The sequence below is a fragment of the Streptomyces sp. 549 genome (genome assembly GCF_030124175.1).
GTDB lineage: Bacteria > Actinomycetota > Actinomycetes > Streptomycetales > Streptomycetaceae > Streptomyces.
This window is the reverse complement of the sequence record NZ_JASKMT010000034.1, coordinates 1-15,901: the sequence shown is the minus strand read 5'-3', so window position 1 is coordinate 15,901 and position 15,901 is coordinate 1. Positions and strand designations below refer to the sequence as shown.

The 15,901-nt window shown below is 73.1% G+C and carries 14 protein-coding genes, 3 pseudogenes and 1 riboswitch; of the genes and pseudogenes, 8 read left to right on the top strand and 9 right to left on the bottom strand.

Annotated elements, in window-relative coordinates; genetic code table 11:
• Positions 1–63: 63 nt before the first annotated feature.
• Positions 64–1,134, top strand: a pseudogene (locus tag QNO07_RS25085) (YihY/virulence factor BrkB family protein); the annotation flags it as partial.
• A 282-nt stretch (positions 1,135–1,416) separates the two neighbouring features.
• Positions 1,417–1,881, top strand: coding sequence for a GNAT family N-acetyltransferase (locus QNO07_RS25080; protein ID WP_283994695.1), 465 nt, complete (start codon positions 1,417–1,419; stop codon positions 1,879–1,881).
• A 98-nt stretch (positions 1,882–1,979) separates the two neighbouring features.
• Here the strand turns inward: QNO07_RS25080 and QNO07_RS25075 are convergent, their stop codons facing one another.
• A complete protein-coding gene (locus QNO07_RS25075) occupies positions 1,980–2,858 on the bottom strand; it encodes a sugar phosphate isomerase/epimerase family protein (RefSeq protein WP_283994694.1) in 879 nt (292 codons plus the stop codon).
• A 79-nt stretch (positions 2,859–2,937) separates the two neighbouring features.
• Positions 2,938–4,047 carry a LacI family DNA-binding transcriptional regulator gene (locus QNO07_RS25070; protein ID WP_283994693.1) on the bottom strand — a complete coding sequence of 370 codons (1,110 nt, stop codon included), beginning with the start codon at positions 4,045–4,047 and terminating at the stop codon, positions 2,938–2,940.
• A gap of 153 nt (positions 4,048–4,200) precedes the next feature.
• Between QNO07_RS25070 and QNO07_RS25065 the strand changes: the two genes are divergently transcribed.
• The 5 genes and pseudogenes from QNO07_RS25065 to QNO07_RS25045 form a co-directional block, all read left to right on the top strand.
• Complete coding sequence (locus QNO07_RS25065; protein WP_283994692.1) at positions 4,201–5,352, top strand: Gfo/Idh/MocA family protein; 1,152 nt, start codon at positions 4,201–4,203, stop codon at positions 5,350–5,352.
• Positions 5,349–6,527 (top strand): dihydrodipicolinate synthase family protein, encoded by a 1,179-nt coding sequence (locus QNO07_RS25060; protein WP_283994690.1) that lies wholly within the window; start codon positions 5,349–5,351, stop codon positions 6,525–6,527. Before QNO07_RS25065 ends, QNO07_RS25060 begins: the two co-directional genes overlap by 4 nt.
• A gap of 29 nt (positions 6,528–6,556) precedes the next feature.
• Positions 6,557–7,351: a sugar phosphate isomerase/epimerase family protein gene (locus QNO07_RS25055; RefSeq protein WP_283994749.1), complete on the top strand. Its 795-nt coding sequence runs from the start codon at positions 6,557–6,559 to the stop codon at positions 7,349–7,351.
• Positions 7,352–7,605: 254 nt separating this feature from the next.
• The gene (locus tag QNO07_RS25050) at positions 7,606–8,724 is read left to right on the top strand and encodes an NADH:flavin oxidoreductase (RefSeq protein WP_283994689.1); all 1,119 of its coding nucleotides are present in this window, start codon (positions 7,606–7,608) and stop codon (positions 8,722–8,724) included.
• Between the two features lie 225 nt (positions 8,725–8,949).
• Positions 8,950–9,522, top strand: a pseudogene (locus QNO07_RS25045) (carbohydrate ABC transporter permease); the annotation flags it as partial.
• Positions 9,523–9,576: 54 nt separating this feature from the next.
• Here the strand turns inward: QNO07_RS25045 and QNO07_RS25040 are convergent.
• Positions 9,577–9,990, bottom strand: coding sequence for a YunG family protein (locus QNO07_RS25040; RefSeq protein WP_283994687.1), 414 nt, complete (start codon positions 9,988–9,990; stop codon positions 9,577–9,579).
• A gap of 232 nt (positions 9,991–10,222) precedes the next feature.
• On the opposite strand from QNO07_RS25040, the gene QNO07_RS25035 reads away from it, so the two are divergent.
• Complete coding sequence (locus QNO07_RS25035; RefSeq protein ID WP_283994686.1) at positions 10,223–10,612, top strand: hypothetical protein; 390 nt, start codon at positions 10,223–10,225, stop codon at positions 10,610–10,612.
• A gap of 35 nt (positions 10,613–10,647) precedes the next feature.
• Here QNO07_RS25035 and QNO07_RS25030 read toward each other — a convergent pair whose 3' ends face one another.
• The 6 genes and pseudogenes from QNO07_RS25030 to QNO07_RS25005 all read right to left on the bottom strand — a co-directional run bounded on the left by QNO07_RS25030 (position 10,648) and on the right by QNO07_RS25005 (position 15,538).
• Entirely contained in the window at positions 10,648–11,064 is a 417-nt protein-coding gene (locus tag QNO07_RS25030) for a hypothetical protein (protein WP_283994685.1), read from the bottom strand.
• 270 nt (positions 11,065–11,334) lie between these two features.
• Positions 11,335–12,120, bottom strand: coding sequence for an ABC transporter ATP-binding protein (locus QNO07_RS25025; protein WP_283994684.1), 786 nt, complete (start codon positions 12,118–12,120; stop codon positions 11,335–11,337).
• Positions 12,117–13,130: a FecCD family ABC transporter permease gene (locus QNO07_RS25020; RefSeq protein WP_283994683.1), complete on the bottom strand. Its 1,014-nt coding sequence runs from the start codon at positions 13,128–13,130 to the stop codon at positions 12,117–12,119. Before QNO07_RS25020 ends, QNO07_RS25025 begins: the two co-directional genes overlap by 4 nt.
• The gene (locus QNO07_RS25015) at positions 13,127–14,161 is read right to left on the bottom strand and encodes an ABC transporter substrate-binding protein (RefSeq protein WP_283994682.1); all 1,035 of its coding nucleotides are present in this window, start codon (positions 14,159–14,161) and stop codon (positions 13,127–13,129) included. Before QNO07_RS25015 ends, QNO07_RS25020 begins: the two co-directional genes overlap by 4 nt.
• Before the next feature lie 37 nt (positions 14,162–14,198).
• A riboswitch (cobalamin riboswitch) is annotated at positions 14,199–14,396 on the bottom strand.
• Between the two features lie 86 nt (positions 14,397–14,482).
• Positions 14,483–14,851: pseudogene (locus QNO07_RS25010) on the bottom strand (iron chelate uptake ABC transporter family permease subunit); the annotation flags it as partial.
• A gap of 39 nt (positions 14,852–14,890) precedes the next feature.
• Positions 14,891–15,538 (bottom strand): TetR/AcrR family transcriptional regulator, encoded by a 648-nt coding sequence (locus QNO07_RS25005; RefSeq protein WP_502961934.1) that lies wholly within the window; start codon positions 15,536–15,538, stop codon positions 14,891–14,893.
• Positions 15,539–15,901: the final 363 nt, after the last annotated feature.

Here is a 15,901-nt window from a genome sequence, read left to right as displayed (position 1 = left end):
GCGGACAACTCTCGCGACGCAGTCGGGAAGGTAGAGAACGCACCGCTGGGAAAGACGCCGTACATGACGCCCCACGCCAAGGACCCCCAGAGCCCGCCGCCCTCCGAGCGTGACGCGGACGGATCACGACGACCGGCATCCGATGCGGCCCGGGAGGCAGCCCCGGAGCCCGACCAGGCCGCGGACCGCGAGGCGCCCGACCAGCCCGGGGAGCTGCCCACCCGGTCGTGGTGGCAGGTCGCGCGCCGGACCGCGAAGGAGTTCCTGGAGGACGAACTGCCCGACCGCGCGGCGGCTCTGACGTACTACGGCGTGCTGTCCATCTTCCCCGCCCTGCTGGTGCTGGTGTCGTTGCTGGGTGTCGTCGGCGAGCGGGCGACCGACGCGGTACTGGAGAACCTGCAGCAGATCGCGCCGGGTGCCGCCCGCGACCTGCTGGAGAACGCCGTCACCAACCTGCGGGAGAACGGCGGCACCGGAGGCGTGATGGCCGTCATCGGCCTGCTGGGCGCCCTGTGGTCCTCGTCCGCGTACGTGGCCGGCTTCATCCGGGCGTCGAACAAGGTGTACGACCTGCCCGAGGGGCGGCCGGTCTGGAAGATCACCCCGTTGCGCGTGGGGCTGACCGTGCTGCTGGCGCTGCTGCTCGCCGCCGGTTCGGTGATCGTCGTCCTCACCGGCCCGGTGGCCGAGCAGGTGGGGCAGCTCCTGGGGCTCGGCGACGTGGCGGTCGCGGTCTGGTCGATCGCCAAGTGGCCGGCGCTGGTACTGGTCGTGATGTTCGTGATCGCACTGCTGTACTGGGCGGCGCCCAACGTGCGCGGGCCCGGTTTCCGGTGGCTGAGTCCAGGCAGTTTCATCGCGGTGCTGCTGTGGCTGGCCACGTCCGGCGCGTTCGCCTTCTACGTCGCCAACTTCGGCTCCTACAACCGCACTTACGGCACCCTGGCCGGTGTCATCGTCTTCCTCGTCTGGCTGTGGCTGTCGAACCTCGCGATCCTGCTGGGCCTGGAGTTCGACGCGGAGCTGCGCCGTGCCCGCGCGGTGGCGGCCGGGCACCCGGTGGACGAGGTGCCGTACGCGGAGCCGCGCGACACCCGCAAGTGGCCCGACGACGTCCGCGAGGAGTACGAGCAGCGCGTCGAGGACGAGGAGGAGCGCGAGGAGGCGGCAAGCGAGCAGGACGCACGCGAGGACGAGTCGGGCGGGAATCCGGGGGACGGCAGCGGGGGCGCACCCGCGGAGGCGGACCCGCCTCGCGGCACCGGCGGACTGCCCCGGCAGGGGCGGGCGCCGGACGACTCCGGGCAGTCGTCCCGCCGCCCCGCGAACGGGGCCCAGGGGGCCTGAGGAGCCGACGCCGGCGTCTCACCGCACGCCCTCACGCCCCCTCAGAGGGGGGAATAGGCTGGCGACATGCCTACGTCGCTGCGCCTGCAAGAGGTCACCGCCGACAACCTCGACACCGCGATCAACCTGCAGGTCCGCGCCGACCAGGAACACCTGGTGGCGCCGGTGGTGAAGTCGCTTGCCGAGGCGTACGTCCATCCGGGCGTCGCCTGGCCGCGACTCATCTGCGACGGCGACGAGGTCGTCGGCTTCCTCATGGCCTTCCACGACATCGACTGGACCGGCAAGGGCACAGACTTCCGCTCCGGCCTGTGGCGCCTCAACATCGCCGCCGGCAAGCAGGGGCGGGGCTACGGCCGTTTCGCCGTGGACTCGGTGGCCGCCGAGATCAGGCGGCGGGGCCGAACGGAGCTGACGGTCACCTGGCACCCGGGCGCGGACGGCCCAGGTGACTTCTACCTGGCGCTGGGGTTCCGGCCGACCGGCGAGGTCGTCGAAGGCGAGACCGTCGGCACACTCGACCTGACCTGAGGCCGGGCCGCAGCGGCCGGATCACGGACACCGGGTCACGGGCGGCCGGGTCGCGGCGGCCGGGCGCTCGCCAACGCCGGGTGTCATGGGCGGGAGTGTCAGCGGCGCCGGGCTTCACGGACGAGGGTTTCGAGGTGGGCGCGGCCCGGGGCCAGCAGCGCCGGCAGGTCGGCCGCATGCCCGTACCAGCGGCGTTCGTACTCCCAGCACAGCCAGTCCGCCCCGCGCATACCGCTCGACTCCTTCGCGAACGCCACGCAGGCGGCGAGCGGAAGCACCCCGGCGCCCAGCGGCAGCGGTGTCAGGTCGACCGCCGACGCGACGTCCTTGACCTGCGTGTAGCCCGGGTAGGGGGCGAGCGCGGCATGAGTGGCGGCCGGTGACTCGCCACCGAGCCAGGTGTGCAGGACATCCCAGAGCGCGCCCGCGCCGGGGTGGGCGACGGCCCCCAGGATCCGGGCGGTGGAGGCACCGGTGCGGTGCGAGTCGTGGGTCTCCAGCAGCACCCGCACGCCGGTCCCGGCCGCCTCCCGGGCGGCGGCCGCCAGCCGCCGGACCGCCGTGCGGTCCGCCGCGTCCCGGCGGCCCGCACAGGTGGCCTCGGCCGCATCCGTGACCTCGGCCACGTCCCAGCAGCGGTCCTCGCCCGTGCCGAGGTCCGCGCCCGGGAAGATCCGGACGTAGGGGGCGCCCAGGTCCCGGGCGAGCCGGGAGAGTTCGCGGATCTCGTGCAGCACGTGGGCGTCGGCGCCCGGCGCCGCGACCCGCGCGTAGCCCGCGACCGCCAGGACCTGCACCCCGACGCGCCCGAACTCCCCGGCCACCGCGGCGCGTTCGTGTCCGCTGAGGGCGGGGTGCACGGGCTCCTCCGGGTGGGCGCGCAACTCCACTCCGTGGTAGCCGGTGTCGGCGGCCAGCTCGGCCACGTCCCGGACCGGCATGCCGGGCACACCGAGTGTCGAGAAGGCGTACCTCACGTCCCAACGCTCCCCTGGCCGCGCCCGGTTGCGGCTCCGCACCGGGCACTCACGCCGGCCCGCCGCGACGGCGTGCGCGTCACGGTTTCCGGGGCGCGGCGGTGGAGGCGCGCACCACCAGCTCCACGGGGACGGTGGCGCTGCCGCCGGGCGGCGGTTCCAGCAGGCCCATGGCGAGCCGGCCCGCGCGCAGTCCGGCGTCCTGGAGCGGCACCCGGACCGTGGTGAGGGCAGGCACGGCGTCGACCGAGAACGGCAGGTCGTCGAATCCGGTGACGGACAGGTCCTCCGGCACGCGCAGGCCGCGGTCGCGCAGCGCCGCGCACACGCCGAGCGCCACCGTGTCGTTGGCCGCGGCGATCGCGGTCAGGTCCGGGTCGCGCTCCAGGAGTTGCACCGTGGCCGCGTAGCCGGAGGAGCGGTCGTAGGAGCCCTGCACCGCGGCCTGCCCCTGTTCCGCGGCAGGGGCGGCGGAGGGGTCGGCGGTGCCGGACTCCCCGGCGGGCGGGGTCAGCAGGCCGGCCGCCGCCAGGGCCTCGCGGTGCCCCTCCCAGCGCTGCCGGGTGGTCGTGCGGCCGGCCGGACCCGCCACGTAGCCGATGCGGCGGTGGCCGAGGCCGACGAGGTGTTCGGCGAGCAGCCGGCCCCCGGTGCGGTCGTCGAAGCTCAGCGTCGCCGCGACGGACGCGCCGGGCATCGGCGGACGTCCGCACAGCACGACGGTGGTGCCGGCTTCGGCGAGCCGGGCCAGCTTCGCGGTCATCGCGGCGGTGTGCGCCGCGTCCTCCGGCGCACCGCCGGTGATGACGACGGCGGCGGCCCGCTGCCGCTGGAGCAGCGTCAGGTACGTCAGCTCGCGCTCGGGGGAGCCGTTGGTGTTGCAGACCACGGCGAGCTTCTCGCCGCCGCCACGCCCCGAGGTGTCCTCGCCCACCGCCAGTTGCACGGCACCGGCCATGACGCCGAAGAACGGGTCGGCGATGTCGTTGACCAGGATGCCGACCAGGTCCGAGGTGGACGCGGCGAGCGAGCTGGCGGGGCCGTTGAGCACGTAGTCCAGTTCGTCGACGGCTCGCAGCACCCGGTCCCGGGTGGACGCCGCGACGGGGTAGTTGCCGTTGAGCACCCGGGAGACGGTCGCCGGCGACACCCGGGCCCGGGCCGCGACGTCCGCGAGTGTGACTGTCATGGCGTTCCTCTGCGGCAGAAGGGCTTTGCGCCCTTGTCCTGGTCGGTGGCGGCAGGTTATCTTCCCCAGGCATAGAAAGCGCTTTCTATCCGTTCGTGAGATGCCGGGGCAGCCCGCCGCCGCCACGACGGACCGCACCGTGGAGGTCGCAGCGTGAGTCGCAGAACCGTGCGTATAGCCATGAACGGGGTCACCGGACGGATGGGGTACCGGCAGCACCTCGTGCGCTCGATCCTCGCCATCCGCGAGCAGGGCGGCCTGGACCTGGGCGACGGCCAGACCCTCTGGCCCGAGCCGGTACTCGTCGGCCGCCGCGAGCACGCGCTGCGGGCGGTGGCCGAGCAGCACGGCCTGAGCGAGTGGTCGACCGACCTCGACGCCGTACTCGCCGACGACACGATCGACGTGTACTTCGACGCGCAGGTCACCTCCGCGCGTGTCGAGGCCGTCGAGCGCGCGGTCGCCGCCGGAAAGCACGTCTACACCGAGAAGCCCACCGCGTCGGACCTGGAGTCCGCCCTGCGGCTCGCCCGGCTCGCGGACGCGGCGGGCGTGCGGCACGGCGTCGTCCAGGACAAGCTGCTGCTGCCCGGCCTGCTGAAGCTCAAGCGGCTCATCGACAGCGGCTTCTTCGGCGAGGTGCTGTCCGTGCGCGGCGAGTTCGGCTACTGGGTGTTCGAAGGCGACTGGCAGGAGGCGCAGCGCCCCTCCTGGAACTACCGCGCAGAGGACGGCGGCGGCATCGTCGTCGACATGTTCCCGCACTGGGACTACGTGCTGCACGAACTGTTCGGCCGGGTCACGTCGGTCCAGGCGCACGTTGCCACCCACGTGCCCCGCCGGTGGGACGAGGACGGCAAGCCGTACGCGGCGACCGCCGACGACTCCGCGTACGGCCTGTTCACGACCGAAAGCGGCGTCGTCGCGCAGATCAACTCCTCCTGGGCGGTCCGCGTGAACCGGGACGAACTGGTGGAGTTCCAGGTCGACGGCACGCACGGCTCGGCCGTGGCCGGACTGCGCCGGTGCCGTGCGCAGCACCGCACGGCCACCCCGAAGCCGGTGTGGAACCCGGACCTGCCGGCCACCGAGGCGTTCCGCGACCAGTGGCAGGAGGTCCCCGACAACGCAGAGTTCGACAACGGCTTCAAGACGCAGTGGGAGATGTTCCTGCGCCACGTCACGCTGGGCGAGCCCTACCGCTGGGACCTGCTGGCCGGTGCACGCGGCGTGCAACTGGCTGAACTGGGGCTGAGGTCGGCCGCCGAGGGACGCCGGCTCGACGTGCCGGAGCTGACGCTGTGACCCTGCGACTCCCCCTGCCCGGTGGCGGGCTCGACACCTACCAGCCCCGGTCGGCGCCGCGCACCGGAGTCGCCACCGGCCCGGCGGCCCTCTCGCTCACCTCCCGCACGGTGTTCGCCGCCGCCCACGTCGTGGCCGACCCGTACGCGGACGTGCCGCCGGACCGTGCGGCCGTCGACTGGGACGGCACTCTCGCCTTCCGGCGCCACCTGTGGGCGCACGGGCTGGGCGTCGCGGAGGCCATGGACACCGCCCAGCGCGGCATGGGCCTGGACTGGGCGGGCGCGGCGGAACTGATCCGCCGCTCGGCGGCCGAGGCGAAGGCCGTCGGCGGCCGGATCGCCTGCGGCGTCGGCACCGACCAGCTCACCGCGACGGACGCCGCGTCGGGAGCCGGCCTGGACGCCGTACGGGCCGCCTACGAGGAGCAGTTGGCACTCGTCGAGGACACCGGCGCGCAGGCGGTGCTGATGGCGTCCCGGGCACTGGCCGCCGCAGCCCGCACCCCGGACGACTACCTCTCCCTGTACGGCGACCTGCTGCGGCAGGCCGCGGAGCCGGTGGTCCTGCACTGGCTGGGGCCGATGTTCGACCCGCAACTGGCCGGCTACTGGGGCGACTCCGACCTCGACGTGGCGACCGAGACGTTCCTGCAGGTGGTGGCGGAACACCCGGACAAGGTGGACGGCGTCAAGATCTCGCTGCTCGACGCCGGACGCGAGATCGCACTGCGCCGCCGGCTGCCCAGCACGGTGCGCTGCTACACGGGTGACGACTTCCACTACCCGGAGCTGATCGCCGGCGACGGGCGGCACTTCAGCCACGCCCTGCTGGGCGCCTTCGACCCGCTTGCGCCGCTGGCCGCCGAGGCCGTCGCCGTGCTCGACACCGGCGACATCCCGGGCTTCCGCGAAGTCCTCGACCCCACCGTGGAGTTGTCCCGCCACCTCTTCGAGGCGCCGACCCGGTTCTACAAGACCGGGGTGGTGCTGCTGGCGTGGCTGGCCGGCCACCAGTCGCACTTCACCATGGTCGGCGGCCTCCAGTCGGCACGCCCCCTGCCGCACCTGGCGCGGGCCTACCGTCTCGCCGACGAACTCGGCCTCTTCCCCGACCCGCCGCTCGCCGAGCGGCGCATGCGGTCACTGCTCGAGGTGTACGGGGTGCCGCAGTGAATGACCTCCAGCGGCTCAGCCTGAACCAGATGACCGTCAAGTCGCTCTCCCTGCCCGAACTCGTCGACGTCTGCCGGCGATCGGGCATCCCGGGAGTGGGTCTGTGGCGGGAGCCCGTGCAGGAGTACGGCGTACGGGACGCGGCGAGACTGGTGGCGGAGGCCGGGCTGACGGTGACCACACTGTGCCGCGGCGGCTTCCTCACCGCCGTCGACTCCGGCGAGCGGCGGCGGGCCCTGTCCGACAACCGCGACGCGGTCGACGAGGCCGCCGCGCTGGGCACCGACACGCTGGTCCTCGTCTCCGGTGGCCTTCCGCCCGGCGAACACGACCTGGCCGCCGCTCGGCGGCGGGTGGCGGACGCGTTGGAGGAGCTGGTGCCTTACGCCGCCGAGCGCGGGGTACGGCTGGCCGTCGAGGCGCTGCACCCGATGTTCGCCTCGGACCGCTGCGTCGTGTCCACTCTGGACCAGGCGCTGGACCTCGCCGAGCCGTTCCCGGCCGCGCAGGTCGGTGTGGTGGTGGACACCTACCACGTCTGGTGGGACGACCGGGCCGCCGCGGCGGTCGCTCGGGCGGGCGCGGCGGAACGCATCCACTCCTTCCAGCTCGCCGACTGGGTGACGCCGCTGCCCTCCGGGGTGCTCACCGGCCGGGGCCAGCTCGGCGACGGCGTGATCGACCTGCGGACGTGGCGCGAGCGGGTGGACGACGCCGGCTACCGCGGGCCGATCGAGGTGGAGATCTTCAACGAGGAGCTGTGGGCCCGGGACGGAGGTGAGGTCGCCGCCGAGGTCGCCGAACGCTACCTCCGGTACAGCTGACCGGGCCGCGAGGCGGCACGGCGGAGGGGGTGCAGGGCGGGGACGGCGTACGCGGGCGCCGCCCTGCCCGGCGGACGCGGTCCCTTGCCCGGCAGCCCCTGCCCGGCGGACAGGCCCTGACCGGCAGACGCAACCCCTGACCGGCAACGCAGGTCCTGCCCGGTCAGGAATGGGCGGGCAGGGTGGCGGGTTGCACGAAGCGGACCACTTCTGACCCGGGGCGGTCCTGTTGCCGACCGAAAGTGGACTTCTTGATGCCCAGCAGTGCAGCGGAACGCGCCCAGGACGTACTCGTCCGCCCCGTCTCCATCGGGGACCTGACGCTCGCGAACCGGATCGCGATGGCGCCGATGACACGGCAGTTCTCGCCCGGCGGCGTGCCCGGGGCGGACGTCGCGGAGTACTACGCGCGGCGGGCCGCGGGCGGGGTGGGGCTGATCTTCACCGAGGGCACCTACGTGGCCCACGACTCCGCCGGCACCAGCGACCGCGTGCCGCGCTTCCACGGCGAGGACGCGCTGGCGGGCTGGGCCGAGGTGGCCGCGGCCGTCCACCGGGAGGGCGGCCGGATCATGCCGCAGCTGTGGCACGTCGGCATGGCGCGCGTCGCGGGCAAGGGGCCGGTCCCCGACGCACCCCGCGTCGGCCCGTCGGGCGTCCCGCTGGACGACTCCGAGCCGGGCCGGACCATGACGCGGCAGGACATCGACGCGGTGGTCGGCGCGTTCGCCGCCGGTGCCGCCGCGGCCGAGGCGGCAGGCTTCGACGGCGTGGAGATCCACGGCGCGCACGGCTACCTCGTCGACCAGTTCCTGTGGGCGCACACCAACCGCCGCACCGACGCCTACGGCGGTGACCTCGCCTCCCGTGCCCAGTTCGCCGCCGAGATCGTGGCCGCCTGCCGTGCGGCCGTCTCCCCCGGCTTCCCGATCGTGTTCCGCATGTCGCAGTGGAAGATGGGCGCCTACGAGGCCAAGGTCGCCGCGACGCCGCAGGAACTGGACGCCCTGCTCGCGCTGCTGACCGGGGCGGGCGCGGACGCCTTCCACTGCTCGACCCGCCGGTACTGGCTCCCGGAGTTCGAGGGCTCGGACCTCAACCTGGCGGGGTGGGCCAGGAAGCTGTCCGGCAAGCCGGCCATCAGCGTCGGCTCGGTCGGCCTGGACAACGAGTTCATCAGCGCCTTCCAGGGTGAGCGGGGCGGCGTGACGGACATCAACCGCTTGCTGGACCGGTTGGAGCGGGACGAGTTCGACCTGATCGCGGTCGGCCGGGCGCTGCTGGGCGACCCGGAATGGGTGGCCAAGATCCTCGACGGCCGCACGGACGAGCTGAAGCCTTTCGAGAAGGACATGCTCAGCGTTCTCTCCTGACCGGAGACCGGAGGACTCGCACCCCCGGGACGCAACCAGCCGCACCCCTCGGTGCCTCACGGCCGAGGGGTGCGGCTGTCCGACTCCCGGCGTGCAGGGTGCGCGCACTCCGGAACCGACTTCCCACGCTGCCACGGCGCCTACGTTGACAACGATGTCAGATTTGTGGAGCGCTCGGAGGCACGGACCGGGCAGGTCAACACGATCGACAACGCGGCGGAGATCGTGCTCATCGGTTCGATGACCGCCTACGCCATCGACCGGTTCCGCTTCCGCGCCAGGAAACCCGTGCTGGGCCTGTTCCTGGTGGCCGCGCTGGTGCCCGGGGTGACGACCCAGGTCGCCACCTTCCAGGTCGTCAACGGCTTCGGCCTGTTCGACACCCGGTGGGCCCCGATCCTGCTGTACATGGGGACGGACATCGTCTCCATCTACGTCTTCCTCCAGTTCATCCGCTCCATCCCGGTCTCCCTCGACGAGGCCGCGCGGCTGGACGGGGCGAACTCCTTCAGGATCTACCGCAGCGTCATCCTGCCCCTGCTGAAACCGGCCATCGCCACCGTCGTCATCATCAAGGGCATCACCGTCTACAACGACTTCCACATCCCGTTCCTCTACATGCCGTCGCAGGAACTGGGCACCGTCTCCACCGCCCTGTTCCGCTTCAAGGGCCCGTTCGGGGCGCACTGGGAGCACATCTCGGCCGGGGCGATCGTCGTCATCCTGCCCACCCTGCTGGTCTTCCTCTTTCTCCAGCGCTACATCTACAACGGCTTCGCCCAGGGCGCGACGAAGTGAGGCGCGCCGGAGCTGCCGGGCGCGATCCCGGGCCCGCTCCCCGCTCGGGCGCCCTCACACCATGGCGTCGGGCTCCGGCAGGTTCTCCAGCCGTGCGGCGACCCGACCACGGAAGCGAAGGTAGTCCTGCCAGCGGTGGGCCAGGGGCCCCGGCGGGCGGGTCACGACCCGCGCGGCGACGACGCTCTCGCCGAGCCGGAACTGCTCGCGGGTCAAGTCGAGTTCGACGCCTCCGGGCAACCGGTTCCACCAGTGGAAGCCGTGCTGCTCGCCGTCCAGACGAACTTCGCCCACCTTCAGATCGCCACCGAACACGTCGTGGACGACCAGCGCCGTGAGGTCGCAGTGGCCCCGGGCCGGGTTGTCCGGTTGCCAGCCGGCGCGTTCGAGGTCGTCGGGGGAGCAGGTGTCGACGGCCCAGGCGGCACGCAGGGCCGCGTCGAGAGAGCGCAGGTTCCAGGGTGTCATGCGGGCACTCTGGCATCGGCCACTGACAGCGCCGGCAGCTGTTCCCCCGGGGCCCCGGGGCCTGCCCGGCTGCCCCTGCGTCCGGCCCGGCGGCATCCGGGTGCATCGGGGACCTCGGGGGCGTCGGGGACCTTGGGGCGTCGGGGGCGCGTTTGCGCCAATCGCCGCGATCCGGCCCTGGATTCGGCTGGATGGGGCGTGGTATCCGACCGGGCGGCCTACGGTGGCAGGCATGAGTGCCGACGAGGACCGGCCCGAGGACGAGTGGCCCCTGCCGCCCGTCTGGATGTGGGGCTGTCACGACTGCGCGGTCCGCTACCGCTCCATGAAGCGCGCGCAGGAACTGGTGGAGGAGCGGCGCCTGGCCTGCGGCCCGGGCGTCGACCACGACCCGATGGACAGCATCGTCGGTACCCAGATCGCGCTCGCCGAGCACATGGCCGCCGCCCATGCCGCGCAGCTCACCGACTGGGTTCCCTCCTGCCCCGTCTGCAGCGGCCACCAGCAGGCCATCGCCACCGAACACGACGGATCGGCCCGGGCCAGGGCCCTCACCCGGATCGGCAACGAGCACCGCGCCCGCCACGTCTTCGCTCCGCCCCGCATCGTGGGGCTGTACTGACGCGGCGGGCACGGTGGGCGGCTCAGGCGGGCGGCTCAGTCGGGCGGGGTGGTCCCGGCGACGTTGCCGGGTATCGGAGCGACGCCGGGCAGCGGTGCCATCACCCAGCGCTCGTCCTCCCAGGCCACCGTCTCCGTGACCTCGACCGGGCGGTCCTCGGCCCGGGCCGTGCCGGTCAGCTCGATCCTCCACACCCCGGTGAACTCCGAGGTGCGGCTCCACAGGACGTCCCATGCCTGCCCGCCGTAGGCGTCCACCCGGGCTCGGGCATCCTGGGCGCCCTGGGGGTGGCTGTCGAGCAGCCGGGCCAGCCGTTTCTCGTCCGAGGCGTTGAGCGACTGCACGTACTCCCGCAGGAAGCGGTCCTGGTCGGCCATGTCCGGGGCCGCGGACCCGTTGTCGGAGCTTCCACAGGCGGCGAGCAGGAGGACGCAGACCGCAGCGACGAGCACCGCCGCTCGGCGCCGTACGCCGCGGTCAGGTGCGGAAGGCGTAGTACGTCGCCCTCGGACTGGACGCCACAAGGCTGGCCACCGACTTCCGGTAGGTGTTGGTCGAACGGTAGGTCAGGTAAGAGACCGGAGGAGAATCCCGCTTCGGCGGCCGTCACCCCTGCCCGGCCGGTCACAGCCCGGGGGCGCACCGTGTGCTTCTTCCGTGCAGCTCGGTGTGGTGTACGGAACGCCGCCGACCGGGCGGGGACCAGGCCCGGAGAGCGCCCGTCAAGGACCGGTGTCCACCGTGCCCAGTACGCGGATGTGGGGGCGGCCGTCCCCGTCCGGGTCCGGGCGGGTGACGTGCACGCGTACCCCGTACACCTCGGCGACCCGTCGCTCGGTCAATACCTCCTGCGGCGATCCGGCCGCGGCGACAAGGCCGTTGCTGAGCATGACCAGGTGGTCGCAGTACATGGCGGCGAGGTTCAGGTCGTGCAGGGCGACGACGGTGGTCACCGGCAGCGCGCTGACCAGGTTCAGCAGCTCCAACTGGTGCTGGATGTCGAGGTGGTTGGTCGGCTCGTCCAGGAGCAGTTCGCGCGGTTCCTGGGCCAGTGCCCGCGCTATCTGGGCGCGTTGGCGCTCGCCGCCGGACAGGGTGTGCCACCGCTGCTCGGCCCGCCCGGCCAGGCCCGTGCGCTCCAGCGCGTCACGTACCGCCGCCTCGTCGGCCGCCGAGGCGGGGGCCCAGGCACGCCGGTGCGGCACCCGCCCCAGGCGCACCACGTCGGCCACGGTCAGGTCCACCGACGTGTCTGCCTGCTGCTCGACCACCGCCAGGCGGCGCGCCACGTCCCGGCGGCCCAGCCCGCCGATGGGGCGGCCGTCCAGGGTGACGACGCCCGAGGTGGGTGCCAGCAGCGCGGCGAGCAGACGCAGCAGCGTCGACTTGCCGGAGCCGTTGGGGCCGAGCAGGCCGGTCACCGCCCCCGGGGGTGGTGCGATGCTGACGCCGTCGACGATCAGCCGTCGGCCGGCGGTGCGGGAGACGCGGTCGGCGCTGAGGGTCATCGGGAGGTCCTCCGGGTCCGGTGCAGCACGAGGACGAACGCGGGCACGCCGACCAGCGAGGTGACCACGCCCACCGGGATCTCCTGCGGGTCCAGCACGGTGCGGGCGAGGGTGTCGATCCACACCAGGAAGACGGCGCCGGCCAGGGCGGTGACCGGCAGCAGCCTGGCGTGACCGGGGCCGACCAGGGCCCGTGCGGCGTGCGGCAGCACCAGCCCGACGAAGCCGATGGCTCCGGCCGAGCTGACCAGCGCGGCGGTGAGCAGGGCGGTGACGCACAGCAGCACCAGCCGGGTGCGGCCCACGTGCACGCCGAGTGTCGCTGCCGCGTCCTGGCCGAAGGCGAAGGCGTCCAGCGTCCTGCTGTGGGCCAGGCACACCACGAGCGCCAGGCACAGCAACGCGAGGCACAGCCACACCTCGGTCCAGCCGGCGCCGCTGAGCGAGCCCAGCAGCCAGAACAGCACGCCTCGTGTCGTCTCGGCGTCCGCGGACACGACCACGACGAACGAGGTGAGCGCGGAGAACAGCTGCATGACGGCCACGCCGGACAGCACCACGCGGTCCGTGGTCCCGCCCAGGGCGTGGCTGAGGCCCAGCATCAGCGCGAACGAGCACAGCGCGCCGACGAACGCGCCGCCGGACAGGCCGATCGCTCCCCCGCCGACCCCGAGGACCACAACAAGCACCGCGCCGGTGGACGCGCCGGAGGAGACGCCCAGGACGAACGGGTCGGCCAGCGGGTTGCGCAGCAGGGACTGCATCACCGCGCCGCACAGCGCCAGCCCGGCACCGCAGACGGCGGCGAGCAGGGTCCGCGGCATGCGGAGGTCCCACACGATGCCGTCGCGGATCGCGGTCAGTCCCGACTCGCCGCCGCCCAGGTGGGCGCTGACGACGGACCAGACGTCGCCGACGCCGATGTCGGCCGGGCCGATGGTCACGGCGACCGCGACGGACAGGGCGAGCGCCACGAGCCCCGCCGCCGTCCGCAGCAGGGCGGCGGTCACTTCGCCAGGCCGTGCTCGCGGACCGCCTCGGCGACCTGCTCGATGCCCTCGACTGTGCGGATGGTCGGATTCATGGCCTGGCCGCTGAGCAGCACGTACCGCTTGTTGCGGACCGCGTCCATGCTCTTCGTGGCGGGGTTCGACTCCAGGAACTCGATCTTCTTCGCGGCGCTCTCGGCGGTCTGCGACTTGCGGGTGAGGTCGCCGATCACCAGCATGTCGGGGTTCCGGTCGGCGACCGTCTCCCAGTTGATCTGCGGCCACTCCTCGGTGGTGTCGTCGAAGACGTTCTTCGCCCCGATCTCGCGGGTGATGACGCCCGGCGCCCCGCAACAACCCGCCAGGTAGGGGGACTCGGCGTTGGCGAACCAGTAAAGGACGGTGACACCGGAGGCGTCGAGGCCCTTCGTGGCCTTCGCCACGCGGGACTTGAGCTGCCCGACGAGTTCGTCACCGCGCTCCTCCACGCCGAAGACCCGGGCCAGGTCGCGGACCTCGCCGTGGACGGTGTCCATGCTGAGCGGCTCGGTGCGGACCCCGTCGCCGCCGCCGCTGTTGTCCTTGCCCTGGCAGTCGGCCGGGGAGAGGTAGGTCGGCACGCCAAGCTTCTCGAACTGCTCGCGGGAGGCCACACCGCCCTTGCCGAGCACGGAGGAGAAGGACGCGGCGACGAAGTCGGGGTCCGCGTCGAGCACCTTCTCGAAGGAGGGCTTGCTGTCGGAGAGCCGGGGCACGCCCGCGTTGGCCTTCTCCAGGCCCTTCATCACCGGGTCGGTCCAGGTCGCCGTGCCCACCATGCGGTCCTGGAGGCCGAGCGAGAGCATGATCTCGGTGGTGCCCTGGTTGAGGGAGACGGCACGCTTCGGTGCGGCGTCCAGCGTGACGGTCCGTCCGCAGTTCTCCAGCGCCCGGCCCTTGTCCTCGCTGCTGGAGGGGCCGGTTCCGGTGCCGGAGGAGCCGGCGCAGGCGGTGAGCAGGAACGCACCGCAGGCGAGCAGGGCGAGGCGCGGGGCAGGGCGGGGCAGGGTCACGGCGGTTCCTCAGCGTCGAGGGCCCGTTCGCGGGGCCCGTCCGTACGGTCCGCCAGCAGGTCTTCGGACTCGGGATCCCCCGGGCGGTGGCGCCTTCCCGGGTCGCACCGCGACCCAGTGGCTTCGTGCCACGCCCGTCACCCTCACCGCTGCGCGTCAGTTCCGGATTCGCACCGGATTCCCTGACCCGTCCACGTCCACGTGCACGAGTTCGACTGGCGTCCGGAAGCTACCACGGGGTCCGGCTGCCCGGTCCGGTGGGTCGGGCAGCCGTTCCCGACCCAGCCCTCAGCGGCTGTTGCGCATCAGCAGGTGGAGGAATCAGGGCGTGCCGATGACCGCGGTCATCAGGACGGCGCCCAGTTGGGCCGGTGCGATCACGGTCCGTCCCAGCAGGTCAGCGGTGCACACGAGTACGGCCCCCAGGAGCACCGCGTCGGGCACCACCCGGGCGTGGCGGCGGCCGACGAGGGCCCTGGCGGCGTGCGGCGCGACGAGGCCAACGAAGCCGATCGTTCCCGCGGCGGCGACGGCGGTCGCGCTGAGCAGGACGCTGAGCGCGAGGAAGCCCAGGCGTTCCCCGGACAGGGTGATCCCGAGCAGCCTGGGTGTGTCCTCGTCGAGCGACACCAGGTCCAGCTCGCGGTGGCGGGAGAGCGCGAGGGCCAGTCCCGCGGTGACGACGACGGCCCTGTCCGGCGTCGCGAAGGGGCGGCGGCACGCAGCCGGTCAGTAGGGCAGGCCCTCCGCCGCCGCGCGCAGGGCGGCGTGCAGGCAGGCGGCGAGTTCCCCGGCGGAGGCGTCCGGGTTCTGGGCGTAGCGGGCGGCGAAGTCCTCAGCCGCGGCCCGCAGCGCGCCGTTGACCGTGGCGGCGTGCACCTTGACGCGCAACCCGCCGGGGTTTCCGCCGACCCGTCCGGCGAGGAGTTCGGCGATCACCGGCAGCGCGTCGTCGTGCGCCTGGAGCCAGACGGCGCGCAGGGCGGGCTCGTTCGGGGTCATGCGGATCAGGTCGAGTACCGCGGGGTCGGCACGCGGCAGGGTCCCGTGCCGGCAGGCACCTGCCAGGAACTCCACTAAGGGTGTGCCGGGCGGCCAGCGGCGAAGTGCCTCGGTGACCGCGTCCAGACCGACCGTCAGAAGCGGGCGCACGCAGCCTTCCTTGGTCGGGAAGTGCCGCCACAGCGTTCGGGTGGAGATGCCGACGGCCTGGGCTATCTCGTCGCCCGTGGTGGCGCTGACGCCCTGGGAGTTGAACAGGCGGACGGCCTCGCGGGCGATGTCGAGGCGCAGCGCCGCCCTGCGCCGCTCACCGAGCGACGGGCGCGGGGCCGACTCCGCGGTCAGCGCGTGCCCCGGCGCCGTCTTCGGCGTCACCGCCCACCACCCCTGTCGGTCGACATCCCGGGACCCGAGCATAGTCACTCACCCAGATGGCGCATGCAGACATCTTGTCACTGAGTGACAGGCGCTCTAATCTCCGGATGTGACCGCCGGTAACCCCGACGGTCGAACGTCTCACGTCACCGCCCCCGACTGTTGTGACGCGGGTGGCGGAGCCGCGGCCACGAGCCCCGGATCTCCGCCCTGCGCAGAGCACGACGCGGGCGCTCAACGCTCACTCGGACGCCGCTCATGACGGCACCCCCGAGCCCTGGGCGACCCCCCACCCCCCACACCCCCACGCAGCACTCCACCCCCCACGCAGTACCCCACCCCCCACGCAGTACCTCCTCACCC